Source organism: Streptomyces sp. NBC_00104 (assembly GCF_045160825.1).
Taxonomy (GTDB): domain Bacteria; phylum Actinomycetota; class Actinomycetes; order Streptomycetales; family Streptomycetaceae; genus Streptomyces.
Genome location: NZ_CP108215.1, coordinates 5,384,046 through 5,400,510, shown reverse-complemented (window position 1 = coordinate 5,400,510; position 16,465 = coordinate 5,384,046). Strand labels below are relative to the sequence as shown.

Sequence of the window (16,465 nt, the reverse complement as noted above, 5' to 3'; positions counted from 1 at the left end):
GCAGTACGACGGTAGCCGCGCTGGTTCCCGCGCGGGCGCGGTGTGGAGACTCGACATCAGGGAAACGCAACCTCAGCCGGTGGGCACGACGGACGGGTGGGGTGGGAGGGGGAACCGGGCGAAGCTGGCGTGCCCGGCCGGGACGAGGGCCGGCCGCGGCGCTACACGGCCATGCCGTACACGATGGTGAAGAGCGTGCCCAGTGAGCCGATGATGAAGACGCCGGTGAGGCCGGCGATGATGAGGCCCTTGCCCTGTTCGGCACTGAAGGTGTCGCGGAGGGCGGTCGCGCCGATGCGCTGTTTGGCCGCACCCCAGATCGCGATGCCGAGGCAGAGGAGGATGGCGATCGCCATCACGACCTCGATCATCACGCGTGCTTCGTTGCCCAGGCTGCCGAAAGGCCCCCAGTCGGGGGCGATTCCGCCGATGATGGTGGTGATGTCGCCCTTGTCGGCCGCAACGAACATGTAAGTCACCGCCCCTAGTGGGTAGTTCTGTTGTCTTCGGTGCTGTGCGGCGCGTGCGCCTCGGCGTTCGCACCGCACACCTCCGCGCGGGTGCGCAGAGGTCGGGCCCATTCTCGCCGACAATGACGCTGTCGTATGTCGACTTGGCGTCATTGATTGGCGGTTTTCGTACGGATCCCTTGCCGCCGACCCGCGTGGGCCCCTAACGGGGGGTGCGGAACGGTAAACGAAGGGTCGTATCGTCACTCTGTGTATCACGGCGGGTCACGCCGGGCAACGAGGGTGAACCGGAACCTGTGGTGTGGTTCCGTCGTTATTCCCCTTTCGTGGCCTCAGGGGGCTGGCCCGTCCCCGCTTCTGACGGGGTGTCGGCCCTGTTCGCCCCTGTTCTGTCGATCCGGTGTTCTCCGGAGTTCGAGTGTGCCTGATGTGGACGTAAGGGTCGTGTGTGGGGGCCGGTTCGCCCTGAGGATCGAGCTTTGGCCAGAAGTGCATGGGATCGCGATCGCAATTTTGGTACAAATGATCGACTGGGTGTCCTTGTCTGTCCTTGCGTCAGGTGCGCAGGCTGGGCGCCGAGTTGAGGGAACGTATCTGCGAGGCGTCCACGGGGGTAGGCGTGAGCGAGGACAGGCCCGTTGTCTCAGCCGAGATACCGGAGTTCACGGGGAATCTGGAGCAGCTGGAGACGGACGCCGGGGACATCGCGTTCGACGGGATGGCGATCGGTGCCGCGGGTCTGCTGATCGACGCCAACTTCAATCTGCTGGAACCTTTCTACAAGGCCCCCGAGGCCGACCAGCTCTTCGCGACGACCGCGCCGGTCGCGGCGGCCGGCCACGACCTGCAGACCGAGCTGGGCACGGTCTCCAAGGCGCTGCTCGACTACGCGGCAGAGGTCCGGCCCCTGGTCGACAGGCTCAACTCGCTCCGCGAGGAGGCGGCGGCCTTCGAACGGCGCGTCGCGGACGACGACGACTGGGTCGCGGACGGCGACCTCATCGACGAGAACACGGCCCGCCGCAACGCGGTGAACGCGGCCTGGACCGCGTTCCAGGCCGCCGAGCGGGCCTGCTACAACAAGATCGTCGCGCTGGTCGGCGGAGAGCCGCTCGTCGTCGGCGACGGGTCGGACAAGGAGAACACGTACGGCTACCGGGCCGAGGACCTGAACAACGCCGGCGGTCTGCCGTGGGGGGACGTCGTCGAGGAGTCCAACCCCTGGTACTACTTCCACGAGCACGCCTGGGACTTCACGGTCGGCTTCGTCGTGGACGGCGTGTGGGGCACGATCAAGGGCCTCGGCACGCTGGTCGGCTTCAACGGCTGGGACGCGGCGGGCCAGGCCTGGGTGGGCCTCGGCAAGCTCGCGACCGGCATCCTGATCACGGGAACGCCGCTCGGTGCCGCGTACTGGCTGACCCCGGCCGACAAGCTCCCCTCCTGGCTGCGCGACTCCCGTACGGCGGTCGTGGAGACCGGGAAGGCGCTGATCGCGTACGACGAGTGGGGCAAGAACCCGTCGCGGGCGGCGGGAGCGGTGACGTTCAACGTCCTGACGACCGTTTTCACGGGTGGGGCGGGAGGAGCGGTCGCGGCGACCGGTAAGGCCGGTGCGATCGCGAAGGCCATCTCCTTCGCGGGCAAGGCGGGGCGGATCGTCGACCCGATGACGTACATCGCGAAGGGCATCGGCGGGACGGCCGTCAAGATCAGCGATGTCATGGCCGGGCTGCGGGGGATCACGAACGGCACGCACATCAGGCTGGGCGAAGGCACGTATCAGATAGCCGATCCCCCGAACATCGCCGACGACCTCCCGGCCGGGCTCACGCCCGAGAACTCGGTCCGCATGAAGACCCCCGAGGGCGAGGTCGTCTACCTCGACACCAAGACGCTGGTGATGCACAACGCCGACGGGACGGTACGGGAGTCGCTGGACAGCATTCGGCACGAGGCGAGCGCGGAACAGCGGGCGGGGGAGGCCGGGGGACGGCAGCAGACGCCGGGATCTCTCGGCGAGCGCGAGCTGGTGGGGGCCGGGGCCGGGACACGGGTGGGCGACTCCGTGGCTGTGGGTGGGCGTGGGGGTGATTCGGCGGCTGTCGGTGGGCGCGGGGGAGACAACCTGGGCGGCGGCGGGAGCCGTAGCGGCGAAAACACGCCATCGGGGCGCGATGGGGGGTCTGGCGGGAGCGGGGGCCTGGACGATCTCGGGCGAGCCGGTGAAGACGGGCTCGGTGACGCGGGGCGTGCCGGGGATGAGGCTGTTGGGGCCGGGCACACGGCGGACAACGGGGCCGGGGCCGCTGACGAGGGGCAGCAACCGCCGAAGCGGACCCCGGAAGAGGCGAAGAAGATCGTCGAGGAGCAGATCCGGAAGGCGAACGACCCCAACAAGACCTGGTTCGACAAGTACTACCGCTCGGACGGCCACCGTTGGAGCACCAAGGCGACCGACGAGAACGGCGACCCGCTGCCCATCCTGGCCAAGGACGAGCACGGCAACTGGATCGCGAAGGACTCCCTTCCGGCCAAACCGGGCGAGCGGAGCTGGGCGGACGACGGGACATACGACTGGGGGTCTGCCCCGGCCCATGAGATCGACCACCTTGAGGACGCGGCGAGGAACCGTCAGCTGTCCAAGGACCTCACGGCCGCCGAGAAGGCGTACGAGGCGCATCCCACGAAGGCGAACGCAAAGGCTCTCGCCGACGCGCAGGAGGCGTTCCGGAGTGCGATGCCGGACCGGCCCAACAACAGCTCGATAGCCGAGGCACTGGGCGAAGAAGCGGCCGCGCGGCACGTCATCCCGACCAAGTATCCGGACGCCCAGTGGATCGACCTGCCCAAGACCTCCAACGGCGCCAACATGTTCGACCAGCTCTACCGGCTCGACGACGGAAGTCTGCTCATCGTGGAGGCGAAAGCACCGCAGAGCGGGCTGATGTGGCGAAAGGGCGCCGGCGCCGCGAAGGGCTGGATGGTCAAACAGGGAACGCAGGACTACGTCCTGACCATCATCAGCGAGATGCAGAAGAACTCGGAGCTGGTGGCGCGGGACAGCGCCGGCAACCCGGTCCGGAACAGTGCTGGGGAGACAGTGACCAACGGCGACATCGCGGATGACGTCCTGCGAGCGCTTGTGGGCCGCAAGCTCAAGTACGTCATGGTGAAGGCCAACGAGAGCACCGGCTCGTACGCTGGTGCGAAGCTTGAGCACTTCGACCTTTACTGATGGGGAGAGAACCAGTGGTCACGAGCATTCCTCGCCACGACCACTCCATGGCCGACAAGGCTGCGGGCATCCGGTCGCTCGACAAGACCGCCACCTGGCTGCTGGAGGTCATCGAGGAATCCGACATCGCCCGGGCCCAGGTGATGGAGTCGACGCTGATCCTCGCCGAGACGCGGTGTGCCGCGGATGCCGAGGGGGCGATGTTCGAGACCTGGGAGGCCTGGGTCACGGCTATGCAGCTGGGATCCGCGCTGTTCGCCGCCGCTGTCGCGGACGAGGGCACCACGGTGACGTGTCGAATCAAGGAGAAGGACTGGCGCATCCCCGCCACCGGCCCCCAGTCCCATCTGAACGCGGGGACCTGGGTCAACTCGTACTACCTGGCGCTGATCTGCCGTGACAAGGAGCGCCTGACGCAGTTGGCCCGAGTGCCGGTGTCACTGCTGCGTGCCTCGGGTGCGGTCTTCGACGAGTACATCTACTCGTGGGTGGAAACCCTGCAGCGTCATTGGCTCCGCGAGGGAGACGTCTCCTCGAAGCTGGTCGAGGCCGTCGACGGAACCGGCCCGGATGCCGCCCGGTACGCCGACCAGGAGGTGATGACACATCTCCTGTCCCCGCCCATCATCCTCTTCTATCGCATGCTGCGTGGGGATCACGACCAGTTCAACGAGGCACTGGTGGACGCCCTGCGGCACCACAAGTTGTACTGGAGCGCCGACGACGAACGAGCCGTCAACAGCGACGGCCTCGTCGCCCTGGGCCCCCTGGCCATCGCTTGTTTCGCCCGCGAGCGTGGCATCCCCATCGAGGTCGAGTCCGAGTATCTGCCGAAGGCGCTGCTGGAATTCGCCTGGGAGGGCGAGATCGACATGTGAGCCGACCGTTGGCGACTTCACCGAGAACACGCGAGCCAGCGTGCTGCCGGTGGGTACGGCCGGTCATGGATCACGAGCTGGCCCGATCACGTGCGCATAGGGGCGCCGTCGTCCCGCCACCCCTCAGGGAGCAGTACTACTGACGGATACGCTGCCTGGCATGATCACCCGCATTCGTCGTCTGCCAGCGCCGCGCGCGGCTTCGTTGCTTCTCCTGTTCACCCTCGTCGGCTGCGGTGCCGACGACGGGGCGGGTCCCTCTGCCGACAAGCCTGCGCCGCGTGTCTCCGCCTCTGGTTCCCCCGAGTCCTCGCCGTCCCCCACGTCCAGCGTGAACGAGGACGGTACGGCGAAGGCGGGGACCAAGGCGAAGCTCGGAGAGCCGACCCTGCTCAGCTACGAAGGGGCGACGAAGGCGGGCATTCTCGAGGTCACCGTCACCGGCATCGAGAAGGGCAGCAAGGAGGATGTGGCCCCGCTGGGGCTGAAGGGCGACGCCAAGAAGATGACGCCGTACTACGTGCGGTCGACCATCAAGAACGCGGGCGAGAACGATCTCTCCCACGCGGCTGTCGACCCGCCGGGCGGGCTGCTCGACGACGGGACCGCCGCCCGGCAACTCCTGCTCATCGGGACCTTCGCCCCCTGCGACTCCTACCCGAAGACCAAGAGCTTCCCGCCCGGCGCCTCGTACGAGACGTGCGCACCGGTTTTCGCCGACCCGGGCACCGAGGTCACGGGCGCGGTGTGGACGGGTCAGGGCTACCCCGACTTCCCGCCCTCCTCAGGAGTGACATGGACACCGTGAGGCGGCGGACGCCGGACGCCGACGTACGGCCAATACCGCAGGCCGATCCAACGGGCCGTTTCGCGCCCTGAGTTCCGGCTGAGGCGCTGTCAGTGGCCGTGGCTACGTTGGGGGTATGAGTTCTTCTCTGAGTGTGTATCTGCTGGATGTGGCTGCTACCCGGGCGTTGGTCGGGTCCGCGGACGAACAGTTGCTGGAGGCTGTGCGCGGCGGGTTCGGGGACGATCTTGCGCGTGACGACGAGTGGTTCGCGTCCGAGATCGAGGACGGGGCGCCGACGGCGTACGAGGCGTTGCGGGCGGTCGTGCACGGGGGGCCGTTCAGTGAGGATAAGGAGCACGCCTTCCAGTACGGGTATGCGTACAAGCGGCTGTGTTCCCTCACGGGGTCGTTCCTGGACAACAGTTGTTTCACCCCGCACCGCGGCGACTGGCTGTCGGTGGTCGACGAGGGGCTGAGCGCACTGGGGGTCACCGCGGTGTCCGTGGAGGAGTTCGGGTACGGAGGTCTGCCGGCTCCGCTGCCGTCGACGTACATGCCGGGCTGCGGTGAGTGGGGGCACGAGCAGTGTCTGCGGGCGTTGGAGCAGTTCGAAGCGACGAAGGCGAAGGGCGAGGCGCCGCCGCCGCTGGAGCCGGAGGTCGTGGAGGCGGTCATGCAGGTCCTGCAGTGGCTGCGGCACGCGGAGTCGCGACCCGGGTTCGGGGTGATCGGGTTCAAGTCCTGAGGGCAGCGGCTCTCCCCACACTCTCGTAGCCTCCCGGCATGGGTGACTACCACGAGCTTCAGCTCAATCTCGATCTTCCTGCGTCCCTTCCGGCCGAAGATCTCACCTTGCTGCGCCGGCACTTGGGTGAGGGAGGCAACGACAGGGACGGAGACGACGGCGACGGTGAGGGCCAAGGCGCGTACGAATTCCCGTTGTTGGCCGAGCGAGGGGCGGCTTGGCGGATCGGCGGGGTCCTGGTGGGGGAGCTGGTCGGGCGGGAGTCGGGGTGGGCTCTGACGGTGCGGCAGGAGGTGCATCCTGACCAGTTCGACGACCTGCGGCGGCTGGTGGGCTGGCTCGGGGCGCGTACCAGCACGGTAGGGGTGGTGGGGCATGTCCGTTTCTACGAGGAGTGGTTGCCGGATCTGCTGATCGTGGAGGCCGGTGTCGTGAGCCGTATGACGCCGAGTGCCGGGCCTCGGATCGACGGGATCTTCGAGCCGGTCTAGCCTGCCCGGTCTTCGGAGGGGTCGGGCGGCCGGTCGGTGTTGCTCTGCTCAGGCCTCCGGCTGCCGCACCGTCGGTTCGAAGCCCTCGACCCCCTCCACGAAGTGGTCGAACTCGCCCGCCTGTACGCCCAGTACGAACGCGTCCCACTTGCGGCGGTTTGTGGTCACGACGTTGTCCGGGTCGCTCGTCTCGCGGATGTAGACGGGGGCTTCCGGGTCGTCCTCGCCGTTCCCCTCGCCGAAGGCGAGTTCGATCCAGGGGCCGGGGCCGGTGGCGTCGTCGGGGGCGGCGCGGATCCAGTCGAGGTCCGGGGGGATGTCAGACACGGGCGGGTTCCTTGTCGAGTTTGAGTGCGTGGAGGAGGGCTCGGAAGGAGGCGGGGGTGGTGGTGAGGGTGGCTTGGGTGGGGTCGGCGGATTCGGTGAGTTGGATGGTGGCGGGGCCGGTGGATATGTGGACGCAGGCCTCGCCTTCGCTGCAGTAGGAGGACTTCTGCCAGTACGGCGTCATGGGCGTTCCCTCACAGGTCTCGCATCACGTTGTGGATGAGGTCCCGGGTCTTGTCGGGGCTGAGCGCGATCGCCTCAACCCGGTCGAAGAGGGTCCGGTACTTGTGCAACTGGGCCTCGGCGTCGACGAATGTGGCGCCGTGGGACTGGTCCAGTTGGACGGTGTCCAGCTGCGGTACGGCGCCGTGCAAGTAGTAGATCGACTGTCCCGATCCCGGATAGGCGCCGACGTCGAAGGTGACGGCGCGCAGGGTGACGTGGTCCCGTTCGCTCATGTCGAGCAGATGCTGCAGCTGCTGCCGGGCGACCGTGGGGCCGCCGACCTTCATGCGGAGAGCCGCCTCGTGGACGATCGCCGCGTACGGAGTGGGGTTCTCCCCGCGGAAGAGGACGGCCTGCCGCTTGATGCGGAACGAGAGCCGGTGCTCGATGTCGGGCGGCGAGAGCTCGACGACCGCCTGGCGGAAGATTTCGAGCGCGTACTCGCGGGTCTGGAGCAGGCCGGGGACGCGGGCCGTGGTCGTGCTGCGCAACGAGTGGGCATGGTGCTCCGCTTCGGCCAGGTCGAGCAGACCGCTGGAGAGCAGCTCGCGGTACTCCTCCCACCAGCCCCGTTTGCGGTCGGGGGTCATCGCGGTGAGTGCATCGACCAGGGCCTTGTCCGAGCAGTCGTAGTGGCAGGCGATGGTGCGCAGGCGCTCGGGGCTCACGCCGTGGCGGCCGGCCTCGATGTTGCTGACCTGGTTCTGCTTGATGCCGAGCAGTTGCGCGGCCTGGGTCGAGGTCAGGCCTGCTCGGTCGCGCATCTTGCGGAGTTCGGTACCCAGCCGGAGTTGACGCCCGGTGGGGCTGCCTCTCATGGCCAACGTTGCTCTCCTTCGGCGGGCTGTGTCACCCACACGTATGAACACTGAAGAAGTTCGCGCTTCTAGGTCTAACAACTTACAACTCGACGCTACCTTGTTCCCAGGAGCAGTATCCGACCAACTCCCCTCAGTAACCGGAGACTTCCATGGCCACCGTATCCCCGTCCTGGAACTACACCCTTCGTCTCCCCCGGGACCCCCGCTCCCCGGGCGTCGGCCGCGCCACTCTCCGGGCCGTGCTCGACGCCCATGGTCTTTCCGAACTCACCCCCACCGCCGAACTGTTGGCCGCAGAGCTGCTCACCAACGCTCATCGGCACACCACGCAGGAGTACGCCCTGCGGGTGCTGGAGATCGGCGGGAGGCTGCGTGTGGGGGTGTGGGATCGGGACTGGCGGGTGCCGGTGGGGTTCACGGAGGACGCCCGGCCCGTCGACCTCGACGCCGAGCGTGGGCGTGGGCTGCAGCTCGTGCGCGCCTGTTCCCAGGAGCGGGGCGTGTCCGTGTTGCGCGACCTCGGTGTCTCACAGGGTGGGAAGCTGCTGTGGGTCGACTGTGGGGCCGCCGGGTGATCATTCCGTCGGGGCGGGGTCCGCTCTACACTTGCTGGCGGCGGACTGGCGCGCGGTGAGGGGCGGTTGACGGTGCGTAAGGCGTGGATCGTGGCGATCGCTGCCGGCAGCGCCGGGCTCGGCTTCGTGATGGTGCTGGTCGTGGGTGTCTATCTGGTCGCCGGGAATCTCGCGGGCGGGATCGCCGGGAAGTCCGTCGGGCTGGCCAAGGGGGCCGTACCCGCCGCCTATCAGACGCTCGTGCAGAAGTGGGGCAATCTGTGCGACGCCATCAATCCGGCGTTGCTCGCCGCACAGCTGTATCAGGAGAGCGGGTTCAATCCGAAGGCGCAGAGCCCCGCCGCCGCGCAGGGGATCGCGCAGTTCATCCCGGGGACGTGGGCCACGCACGGGCTCGACGGGGATGGTGACGGGGATCGCGATGTGTGGGACCCGAATGACGCGATTCCGTCGGCCGCCTCGTACGACTGCTCCCTCGCGAAGTACGTGAAGGACGTACCCGGTGATCCGACGGCGAACATGCTCGCTTCCTACAACGCGGGGGCGTACGCCGTCATCAAGTACGGGGGCGTCCCGCCGTACAAGGAGACCCAGAACTACGTCAAGACGATCACGACGCTGTCGGAGAGTTTCGCCGCGCCCACGTCCCGGGTCGATCCGAGCGAGCAGGCGGCCGGGGCCATCGCGTACGCGCAGAAGAAGCTCGGGACGCTGTATCTGTGGGGTGGTACCGGTACCGCTGAGCAGGGCGGACGCTTCGACTGCTCGGGCCTGACGCAGGCGGCGTACAAGAGTGTGGGGATCACGCTGCCGCGGGTCGCGAACGATCAGTACAACGCCGGGCCGCATCCGTCGCGGGACGAGCTGCTGCCCGGGGATCTGGTGTTCTTCTCCGACGACCTCACCAACTCCCGCGCCATTCGGCACGTCGGGATTTATGTGGGGGGCGGATACATGATTGACGCGCCGCGGACAGGTGCCGTCATCCGGTTCGACCCGATTGACACCCCCGACTACTTTGGTGCCACCCGGGTTACCGAAGATGGCGCGAAAGCGCTGCCCACGACGGTCTGAGGGTGCCGCAATTCTCCGTGAACCCCTGCCCTGAGCTGCGCAGACGTGTCTCTCTTCGATAACGTCTGAGTGATCATTCAGTGGAGGGTGGAACGCATTGGAGAAGAGTGTGCGTTCCTATTTGACGTAGCCCGTTGACGCTCACGCGGAAGCACTACGTACACCACGGGGGTGGCAGAGCGCGGCGCACGTAAGGGTGCGGTCGCGAGAACGATGACGAAAGGGCCGCAGCACGATGGCTGGACTCGCCGCGCATGCCGCACTTGCCGCTGAATCCGGATCGAACCCCGACGTCGAGCTGCTGTACGACATCAATGGTCTGGCCAAGGATGCGCCGACCTGGCTCGACCGGGTGATGGAGTTCGTCGGCGAGTACGGGCTGCTCTTCGCGATGGTGCTGCTGATCCTGGGGTGCTGGTGGGGGGTGCGGAAGCGGGGCGGGGAGGATGCCGCCCCGTCCGTGGCCGCGCTGGTGTGGGCGCCGTTGGCCGCCGGGATCGCCGTGCTGGTGAACGTGCCGATACGCGGGTTCGTGGAGCGGCCCCGGCCCTTCCTCGATCATGAGGGGCTGGAGGTGCTGGTCTCCGGCAAGACCGACTACTCGTTCGTGAGCGATCACGCGACGCTGATCATGGCGATGGCGGTGGGGTTGTTCGTCGCCAACCGGAAGTTCGGGATGGTCGGGCTCGTCATCGGACTGCTGGGCGGGTTCATCCGGGTCTACATGGGTGTGCACTATCCGACGGACGTGATCGGTGGGTTCGCGCTCGGGACCGCGGTCGTGTTGTTGCTGTCGCCCTTGGCGATGGCTCTGCTCACACCGCTGATGAGGGCGGTGGAGCGGTCGCCTCGGGTGGGGTGGGTCGTGCGGGCTCGGGGGCGGGGCGGGGAGCGTGCGGTGATTCCGGGGGCGCGGGTCGAGTCGGTGCCGGCGGAGGAGCGGGATCTGGCGGCCTGAGGGATCTGGTGGCCTGAGGGTGCCCGGGATTCTTTCGCCCCCGCCGCCCCTACCCGTCCCATCCATAAAAGGGGCTGTGCCCCTTCGACCCCCTTGAGCGCCTCATAGCTCGGGGGGTTCTGGTTTTCGGCGGGTGCGGGGTGTGTGTGGCTGATCGCGCAGTTCCCCGCGCCCCTGACGGGGCCTGCGGCCCGTCAAGAGGGCCCAGGGGCTCTACAGCGCCTGCGGGAAGGTGAAGAAGCGCTGGGGGTCGTACTTCTTCTTCAGGGTGGTGAGGCGGGGGGCCGCGTCGCCGTAGTAGGCCTTCTTCCAGTGGGTGAGGGTGGGGTCGGCGTAGTTCTGGTAGGCGGCGCCGGAGGCGTGGCGGGTCATGGACTTGTGGGCCGTGTCGAGCCAGGACTGGGCCGTCGTACCGGAGGTGCCCGGCTTCCAGGAGGCGAGGTACTGGGCCAGCATCCGGGAGCGGCGGTGGACGAAGGCCGTGGCCGTGGGGGAGACGCGGTTGACCTGGCCGCCGAGGGCGGTGAGGGCGATGCTGCCGGCCCCGCCCTTCACGCCCGTGACCTGGGTCAGGAGGGTCTGGATGCCCGCCGACGAGATCGAGCGGTCGAAGAAGTCCGAGCGGGCCGCGTACGTCTCGCGGCCCAGCGCGCCCTGGGGGGAGCGGCCCGGGGTCGAGCCGGGCAGATGGCACTGGGCGTCGGTCGAGAAGGAGGAGCAGCCGGCGTAGCCCTCCATGGCGGCCTCGTACGAGCGGCGCTTGAGGAAGACGCTGCGGGCCGGGGTGCCGACGCGGTCGGCCAGGCGGTCGAGGGCGTTCTCCAGGTCGCCGTAGGTGCCGAGGGAGAACGCGGCGATCGCGACGGACGGGGTGCCGCCGTTCTGGAGGTGGCAGGAGGACCAGATCTCGTCGGGCTGTGTCGGGCCCCACTCCTGCCAGGCCTTCAGTACGGCGGCGGCCTTGGACCACGGCCAGGTGAGGTACGCGGTGACGCTCCGAGGGGCCGCGTGGGTCTTGAAGCGGAGTTCGGTGACCACGCCGAAGTTGCCGTTGCCCGCGCCCCGTAGGGCCCAGAAGAGGTCCTTGTTCGTCGTGGCGTTCGCGATCAGCTGTGTGCCGTCCGCCGTGATCAGCGTGGCCTGGGTGAGGCTGTCGCAGGTCAGGCCGTAGGCGCGGGAGGTCACGCCGTGGCCGCCGCCGAGGGTCAGACCGGAGACGCCGACGGTCGGGCAGGAGCCGGCCGGGATGGTCACGCCCTTCGCGGCCAGGGCTCGGTAGACGTCGATGAGTTTCGCGCCGGCGCCGACGACCGCCTCGTTCGCGGAGGCGCGGACCTTGTTCAGCTTCGAGACGTCTATGACCAGGCGGCCGTTGTCCGAGGACCAGCCCCCGTAGGAGTGGCCGCCGTTGCGGATCGAGACCTTGATGTCGTGTGCCCTGGCGTAGGCGAGGGTGGTGCGGATGTCGTCGGGGTGGGCGACGTAGGCGACGGCGGTGGGCTTGAGGGTGTCGAAGCGGGTGTTGTAGAGCAGGCGGGCCGTGGGCCAGGCCTTGTCGCCGGGGCGGATGAGGGGGCCGTCGAGGTCTCGGGCGAGGGCGGACCAGTTGGCGACGGTGGCCTTGGAGGCGGTGCCCGCGCCCGTGCCGGTGGCCGTCGTGCGCAGGGTGGTGTCGGTTTCGGTCGCGCGGGTGCCGGGGCCGGGGCCGGGGTCGGTGCCTGTGCAGGCGGCAGCGGTGAGGGTGGTCAGTGCGGCTGCGCCGCCGCCTATGAACGTGCGTCGTTCCATGTGCGTCTCCGGTGCGCCGCGTGGGGTGGGTCGTGGAACGAGACGAGGTGGGTGGGGGTGGGGTTCCCGGATTCTCGCCCCCGCCGCCCCTACCCGTCCCCATCCTCCAGGGGCTGTGCCCCTTCGACCCCCTTTTTCCGGGGGCTGCCGCCCCCAGGCCCCTGCCGGGGGAGGGGGATGGGCGGGTTTGTACGTGTCGGAGCGTCGTGGCTTGTCGCGCCGTTCCCCGCGCCCCTTGCACCAGGCCGGGGTGGGCGAGTGCGCGTAGGGGCGGGTTCAACCGGGGATGGTGTCTCCTTGTAGTCGGTTGAGTGCTTAGAGTTATGGACTGAGTGGGGGTGGTGAGGATGACATGGAACACCCGGGTCCGTTGGTGTGGGTGGGGTGAGGGGGGCGAGGCCGCGACATCGGGACCCGTGCGTGCTCTCCCCGTGAGCATTCCGTGACCTCACCGCACTTTCGGCAGGGGTTCACTCGCCGTTCACTTCCGTCCATCGGCGGCTTCACCTGATCTGCCTAATTTCGGCCTTACCCGGTGCGGGGTGTGGGCCTGAATGCGGCCCCACGGCCCGTGACGACAGCAGTCTGAGGGACTGAAGGCATCAGCTGGATGCGCCCCGAGGCTGATACGACGACTTCGCACGCCGCCATGTGGACGGCGGCTCCTGGAAGGAACCCCCGAAAGTGAAGCTTCAGCGCAAGAACCGACTGCGCGCCCTTTCTCTCGGTGCTGTCGCCGTCACCGGCGCCCTGACCCTCACCGCGTGCGGGTCCGACGACACCGGCGGCACGAGCGGCTCCGGCGACAGCACGGCGTCCGCCAACAGCAGCATCGACTGCGGCGACGCCAAGGGTCAGCTGCTGGCCGACGGCTCCTCCGCGCAGAAGAACGCGATCGACGCCTGGGTGAAGCAGTACCAGAGCACCTGCAAGGACGTCGTGATCAACTACAAGGGCAGCGGCTCGGGCGCGGGCATCACCGCGTTCACCCAGGGCCAGGTCGCCTTCGCGGGCTCCGACTCGGCGCTGAAGCCCGAAGAGGTCACGGCCTCCAAGGAGGTCTGCTCCGGCGGTCAGGGCATCGACCTGCCGATGGTCGGCGGTCCGATCGCCGTCGGTTACAACGTCCCGGGTGTCGAGAGCCTGGTCCTGGACGCCAAGACCCTGGCCCTGATCTTCGACAGCAAGATCACCAACTGGAACGACAAGGCCATCGCGGCGCTGAACCCCGACGCCAAGCTGCCCGACCTCAAGATCCAGGCCTTCCACCGCTCGGACGAGTCCGGCACCACGGACAACTTCACCAAGTACCTGATCGCCGCGGCCCCCGACAGCTGGAAGTACGAGGGCGGCAAGGCCTGGCAGGCCAAGGGCGGCCAGTCCGCGCAGGGTTCCTCCGGTGTCGCGCAGGGCGTGAAGGAGACCGAGGGCGCGATCTCCTACATGGAGCTCTCCTACGCCAAGGACGGCATCAGCACGGTGGACGTCAAGACCGGTGCCGCCGAGCCGGTGAAGGCGACCGTCGAGAACGCCACCAAGGCCATCTCCGAGGCCCAGGTCGTGGGCACCGGCAAGGACCTGGCGCTGAAGCTCAACTACACGCCGACCGCCGAGGGCGCCTACCCGATCACCCTCGTCACCTACGAGATCGTCTGTGACAAGGGCAACAAGGCGGAGACCCTGCCCGCCACCAAGTCCTTCCTCACCTACGTCGCCTCCGAGGACGGCCAGGCGCTGCTCTCCGAGGCCGGGTACGCCCCGATGCCCGAGGAGATCATCACCAAGGTCCGCACGACCATCTCGGAACTGAGCTGACCTGAGTGCGGTCCGGCCCCCACCGGGGCCGGACCGCATCGTCCGGTGCACCGCCGCCAGGAGCCTCCCGCCACCGCGGGCGGCTCCGCCCCGAGTCGCCGCCCGTATTGCGACGGCTCCGCAGACCGGAGAACCTGATGGACATATCGACCAAAGAAAATCCCGCTCCCCCCACCCCACCGACGTCCGAGACCGCCGAGCAGAAGCGGGCCGCCCGCGGCGCCACCCGCCCCGGCGACCGGATCTTCCTCGGCCTGTCCCGGGGTTCCGGCATCTTCATCCTTGCGCTGATGGCGGCCATCGCCGTGTTCCTCAGCTACCGCGCCGCCATCGCGATCAGCAAGGACGAGGCCAACTTCTTCACCACCTTCGAGTGGAACCCCACCGCGGTCCCGCCGGTCTTCGGCATCGCGGTCCTGGCGTTCGGCACCGTCGTCTCGTCGATCATCGCGATGGCCATCGCGGTCCCGGTCGCGGTCGGTATCGCCCTCTTCATCACGCACTACGCCCCGCGCAGGCTGGGCGGTCCGATCGCGTACGTGATCGACCTGCTCGCCGCCGTGCCGTCCATCGTGTACGGCCTGTGGGGCGCCCTGGTCCTCGTACCGCAGCTCGACGGCCTCTACGGCTGGCTGAACGACTACCTCGGCTGGACCGGCATCCTCTCGTGGCAGGGTGGCGCCCCCCGCTCGATGCTCACCGTCGGCATCCTGCTCGCGATCATGATCCTGCCGATCATCACCAACGTGAGCCGTGAGGTCTTCCGGCAGGTCCCGCAGATGCAGGAGGAGGCCGCGCTGGCCCTCGGCGCCACCCGCTGGGAAGTGATCCGCATGGCGGTGCTGCCCTTCGGGCGCTCCGGCGTCATCTCCGCCTCGATGCTCGGCCTCGGCCGCGCGCTCGGCGAGACCATGGCCGTGGCGATGGTCCTGTCGTCCAGCTTCGAGATCAACCTCAGCCTGCTCGACCCGGGCGGCGGCACCTTCGCCCAGAACATCGCCAGCAAGTTCAGTGAGGCCACCGAGATGGGCCGGGACGCCCTCATCGCCTCCGGTCTGGTCCTGTTCGTCATCACCCTGCTGGTCAACGGCGCGGCCCGGCTGATCATCGCCCGCCGCAAGGAGTTCTCGGGGGCCAACGCATGAGCAACGCAACTCTCTCCCCGAAGGGCCCCAGCACGCTGCGGGCCGCGTCCCTGCCCAGGTGGTTCGCGTGGGCGGTCGCCGTCGGCTCGGTCGCCCTGGGCCTCGGCATCAGCACCGTGGCGGGCCTGGAGAGCTCGATCCAGTGGGCCCTGATCGCCGGCCTCCTCTTCGTCCTCGGCACGTACGGCATCGCCGCGCGCGTCGAGGGCAAGCGGCAGGCCAAGGACCGGGTCGCCACCAGCCTCGTCTGGGTCGCGTTCCTGCTCGCCGTGCTCCCGCTGGCCTCCCTCGTGTGGGAGACCATCAGCCGTGGTGTGAAGGTCCTCGACGGATACTTCCTCAGCCACTCGATGGGCGTGGTCGCCGACACCGAGCCCGGCGGCGGCATCTACCACGCGATCCTCGGCACCCTGGAGCAGGTAGGCATCGCCACCGTGATCTCCGTGCCGATCGGTGTGCTGACCGCGATCTACCTGGTCGAGTACGGCCGGGGCAAGCTCGCCAAGGCCGTCACCTTCTTCGTCGACGTCATGACGGGCATCCCGTCGATCGTCGCGGGCCTGTTCATCCTCAGCACCTGGATCCTGCTGCTCGGCATGGGCCCCTCCGGCTTCGCCGGCGCGATGGCGCTGACCATCCTGATGCTGCCGGTCGTCGTCCGCTCCACCGAGGAGATGCTCAAGCTCGTCCCGAACGAGCTGCGCGAGGCCTCGCTGGCCCTGGGCGTGCCGAAGTGGCGCACTATCCTGAAGGTCGTGCTGCCGACCGCCATCGGCGGTATCACGACCGGTGTGATGCTCGCCGTCGCCCGTATCGCCGGTGAGACCGCTCCGGTACTGCTCCTGGTGTGGGGTTCGAACTTCATCAACGCGAACCCCTTCGCCGACCCGCAGGCGTCGCTGCCGATGTACATCTACCTGCAGTACGCGAACAGCGGCGGCTCCGGTGCGGCCTACGACCGTGCGTGGGCGGCGGCCCTGACGCTCATCGCCTTCATCATGATCCTGAACCTGGCGGCCCGCGGCATCGCCCGCTGGAAGGCGCCGAAGTCCGGTCGCTGACGCGGCCATGACAGCGACCAGATTCCCTCGAATTCCCCGCGAATTCCTCGCGAAAGAAGCAGTG

Annotated in this window: 16 protein-coding genes; 11 read left to right on the top strand and 5 right to left on the bottom strand. The window is 68.3% G+C overall.

Going from position 1 to position 16,465, the window contains the following annotated elements; all coding sequences use genetic code 11:
- Positions 1–161: 161 nt before the first annotated feature.
- Positions 162–470: a hypothetical protein gene (locus tag OG272_RS23805; protein WP_005476966.1), complete on the bottom strand. Its 309-nt coding sequence runs from the start codon at positions 468–470 to the stop codon at positions 162–164.
- A 619-nt stretch (positions 471–1,089) separates the two neighbouring features.
- Here OG272_RS23805 and OG272_RS23800 point away from each other — a divergent pair.
- The 5 genes from OG272_RS23800 to OG272_RS23780 all read left to right on the top strand — a co-directional run bounded on the left by OG272_RS23800 (position 1,090) and on the right by OG272_RS23780 (position 6,612).
- On the top strand, positions 1,090–3,708 hold the full coding sequence (locus OG272_RS23800) for a hypothetical protein (RefSeq protein WP_405894781.1): 2,619 nt from the start codon (positions 1,090–1,092) through the stop codon (positions 3,706–3,708).
- A 47-nt stretch (positions 3,709–3,755) separates the two neighbouring features.
- Positions 3,756–4,586, top strand: a complete 831-nt coding sequence (locus OG272_RS23795; RefSeq protein WP_326581223.1) for an immunity 49 family protein — start codon at positions 3,756–3,758, stop codon at positions 4,584–4,586.
- A 160-nt stretch (positions 4,587–4,746) separates the two neighbouring features.
- The gene (locus tag OG272_RS23790) at positions 4,747–5,394 is read left to right on the top strand and encodes a hypothetical protein (RefSeq protein ID WP_326581225.1); all 648 of its coding nucleotides are present in this window, start codon (positions 4,747–4,749) and stop codon (positions 5,392–5,394) included.
- A 115-nt stretch (positions 5,395–5,509) separates the two neighbouring features.
- Entirely contained in the window at positions 5,510–6,121 is a 612-nt protein-coding gene (locus OG272_RS23785; protein WP_405894780.1) for a hypothetical protein, read from the top strand.
- 38 nt (positions 6,122–6,159) lie between these two features.
- Positions 6,160–6,612, top strand: a complete 453-nt coding sequence (locus tag OG272_RS23780) for a hypothetical protein (RefSeq protein WP_328223538.1) — start codon at positions 6,160–6,162, stop codon at positions 6,610–6,612.
- A 48-nt stretch (positions 6,613–6,660) separates the two neighbouring features.
- Here the strand turns inward: OG272_RS23780 and OG272_RS23775 are convergent, their stop codons facing one another.
- From OG272_RS23775 to OG272_RS23765, 3 genes are read right to left on the bottom strand one after another with little or no spacing between them, the layout of a single operon-like run.
- Positions 6,661–6,939 (bottom strand): DUF397 domain-containing protein, encoded by a 279-nt coding sequence (locus tag OG272_RS23775; RefSeq protein WP_257543731.1) that lies wholly within the window; start codon positions 6,937–6,939, stop codon positions 6,661–6,663.
- Positions 6,932–7,123 carry a DUF397 domain-containing protein gene (locus OG272_RS23770; RefSeq protein ID WP_405894778.1) on the bottom strand — a complete coding sequence of 64 codons (192 nt, stop codon included), beginning with the start codon at positions 7,121–7,123 and terminating at the stop codon, positions 6,932–6,934. The genes OG272_RS23775 and OG272_RS23770 overlap by 8 nt, the downstream gene beginning before the upstream one ends.
- Positions 7,124–7,133: 10 nt before the next feature.
- Positions 7,134–7,982, bottom strand: coding sequence for a helix-turn-helix transcriptional regulator (locus OG272_RS23765; protein ID WP_327728930.1), 849 nt, complete (start codon positions 7,980–7,982; stop codon positions 7,134–7,136).
- Positions 7,983–8,134: 152 nt separating this feature from the next.
- Here OG272_RS23765 and OG272_RS23760 point away from each other — a divergent pair, with 152 nt between their 5' ends.
- The 3 genes from OG272_RS23760 to OG272_RS23750 all read left to right on the top strand — a co-directional run bounded on the left by OG272_RS23760 (position 8,135) and on the right by OG272_RS23750 (position 10,592).
- Positions 8,135–8,560: an ATP-binding protein gene (locus tag OG272_RS23760; RefSeq protein ID WP_405894777.1), complete on the top strand. Its 426-nt coding sequence runs from the start codon at positions 8,135–8,137 to the stop codon at positions 8,558–8,560.
- A 129-nt stretch (positions 8,561–8,689) separates the two neighbouring features.
- A complete protein-coding gene (locus OG272_RS23755) occupies positions 8,690–9,634 on the top strand; it encodes an NlpC/P60 family protein (protein ID WP_405896064.1) in 945 nt (314 codons plus the stop codon).
- A 235-nt stretch (positions 9,635–9,869) separates the two neighbouring features.
- Positions 9,870–10,592, top strand: coding sequence for a phosphatase PAP2 family protein (locus OG272_RS23750; RefSeq protein ID WP_326581240.1), 723 nt, complete (start codon positions 9,870–9,872; stop codon positions 10,590–10,592).
- A gap of 213 nt (positions 10,593–10,805) precedes the next feature.
- On the opposite strand, the gene OG272_RS23745 is transcribed toward OG272_RS23750, so the two are convergent.
- A complete protein-coding gene (locus tag OG272_RS23745; RefSeq protein ID WP_405894776.1) occupies positions 10,806–12,380 on the bottom strand; it encodes an FAD-binding oxidoreductase in 1,575 nt (524 codons plus the stop codon).
- Positions 12,381–13,064: 684 nt separating this feature from the next.
- Here OG272_RS23745 and pstS point away from each other — a divergent pair.
- The 3 genes from pstS (at position 13,065) to pstA (ending at position 16,401) form a co-directional block, all read left to right on the top strand.
- On the top strand, positions 13,065–14,195 hold the full coding sequence (pstS, locus tag OG272_RS23740; RefSeq protein WP_405894775.1) for a phosphate ABC transporter substrate-binding protein PstS: 1,131 nt from the start codon (positions 13,065–13,067) through the stop codon (positions 14,193–14,195).
- A 137-nt stretch (positions 14,196–14,332) separates the two neighbouring features.
- Complete coding sequence (pstC, locus tag OG272_RS23735) at positions 14,333–15,340, top strand: phosphate ABC transporter permease subunit PstC (protein ID WP_326581246.1); 1,008 nt, start codon at positions 14,333–14,335, stop codon at positions 15,338–15,340.
- Positions 15,337–16,401 (top strand): phosphate ABC transporter permease PstA, encoded by a 1,065-nt coding sequence (pstA, locus tag OG272_RS23730; RefSeq protein ID WP_326581249.1) that lies wholly within the window; start codon positions 15,337–15,339, stop codon positions 16,399–16,401. Before pstC ends, pstA begins: the two co-directional genes overlap by 4 nt.
- Positions 16,402–16,465 lie beyond the last annotated feature (64 nt).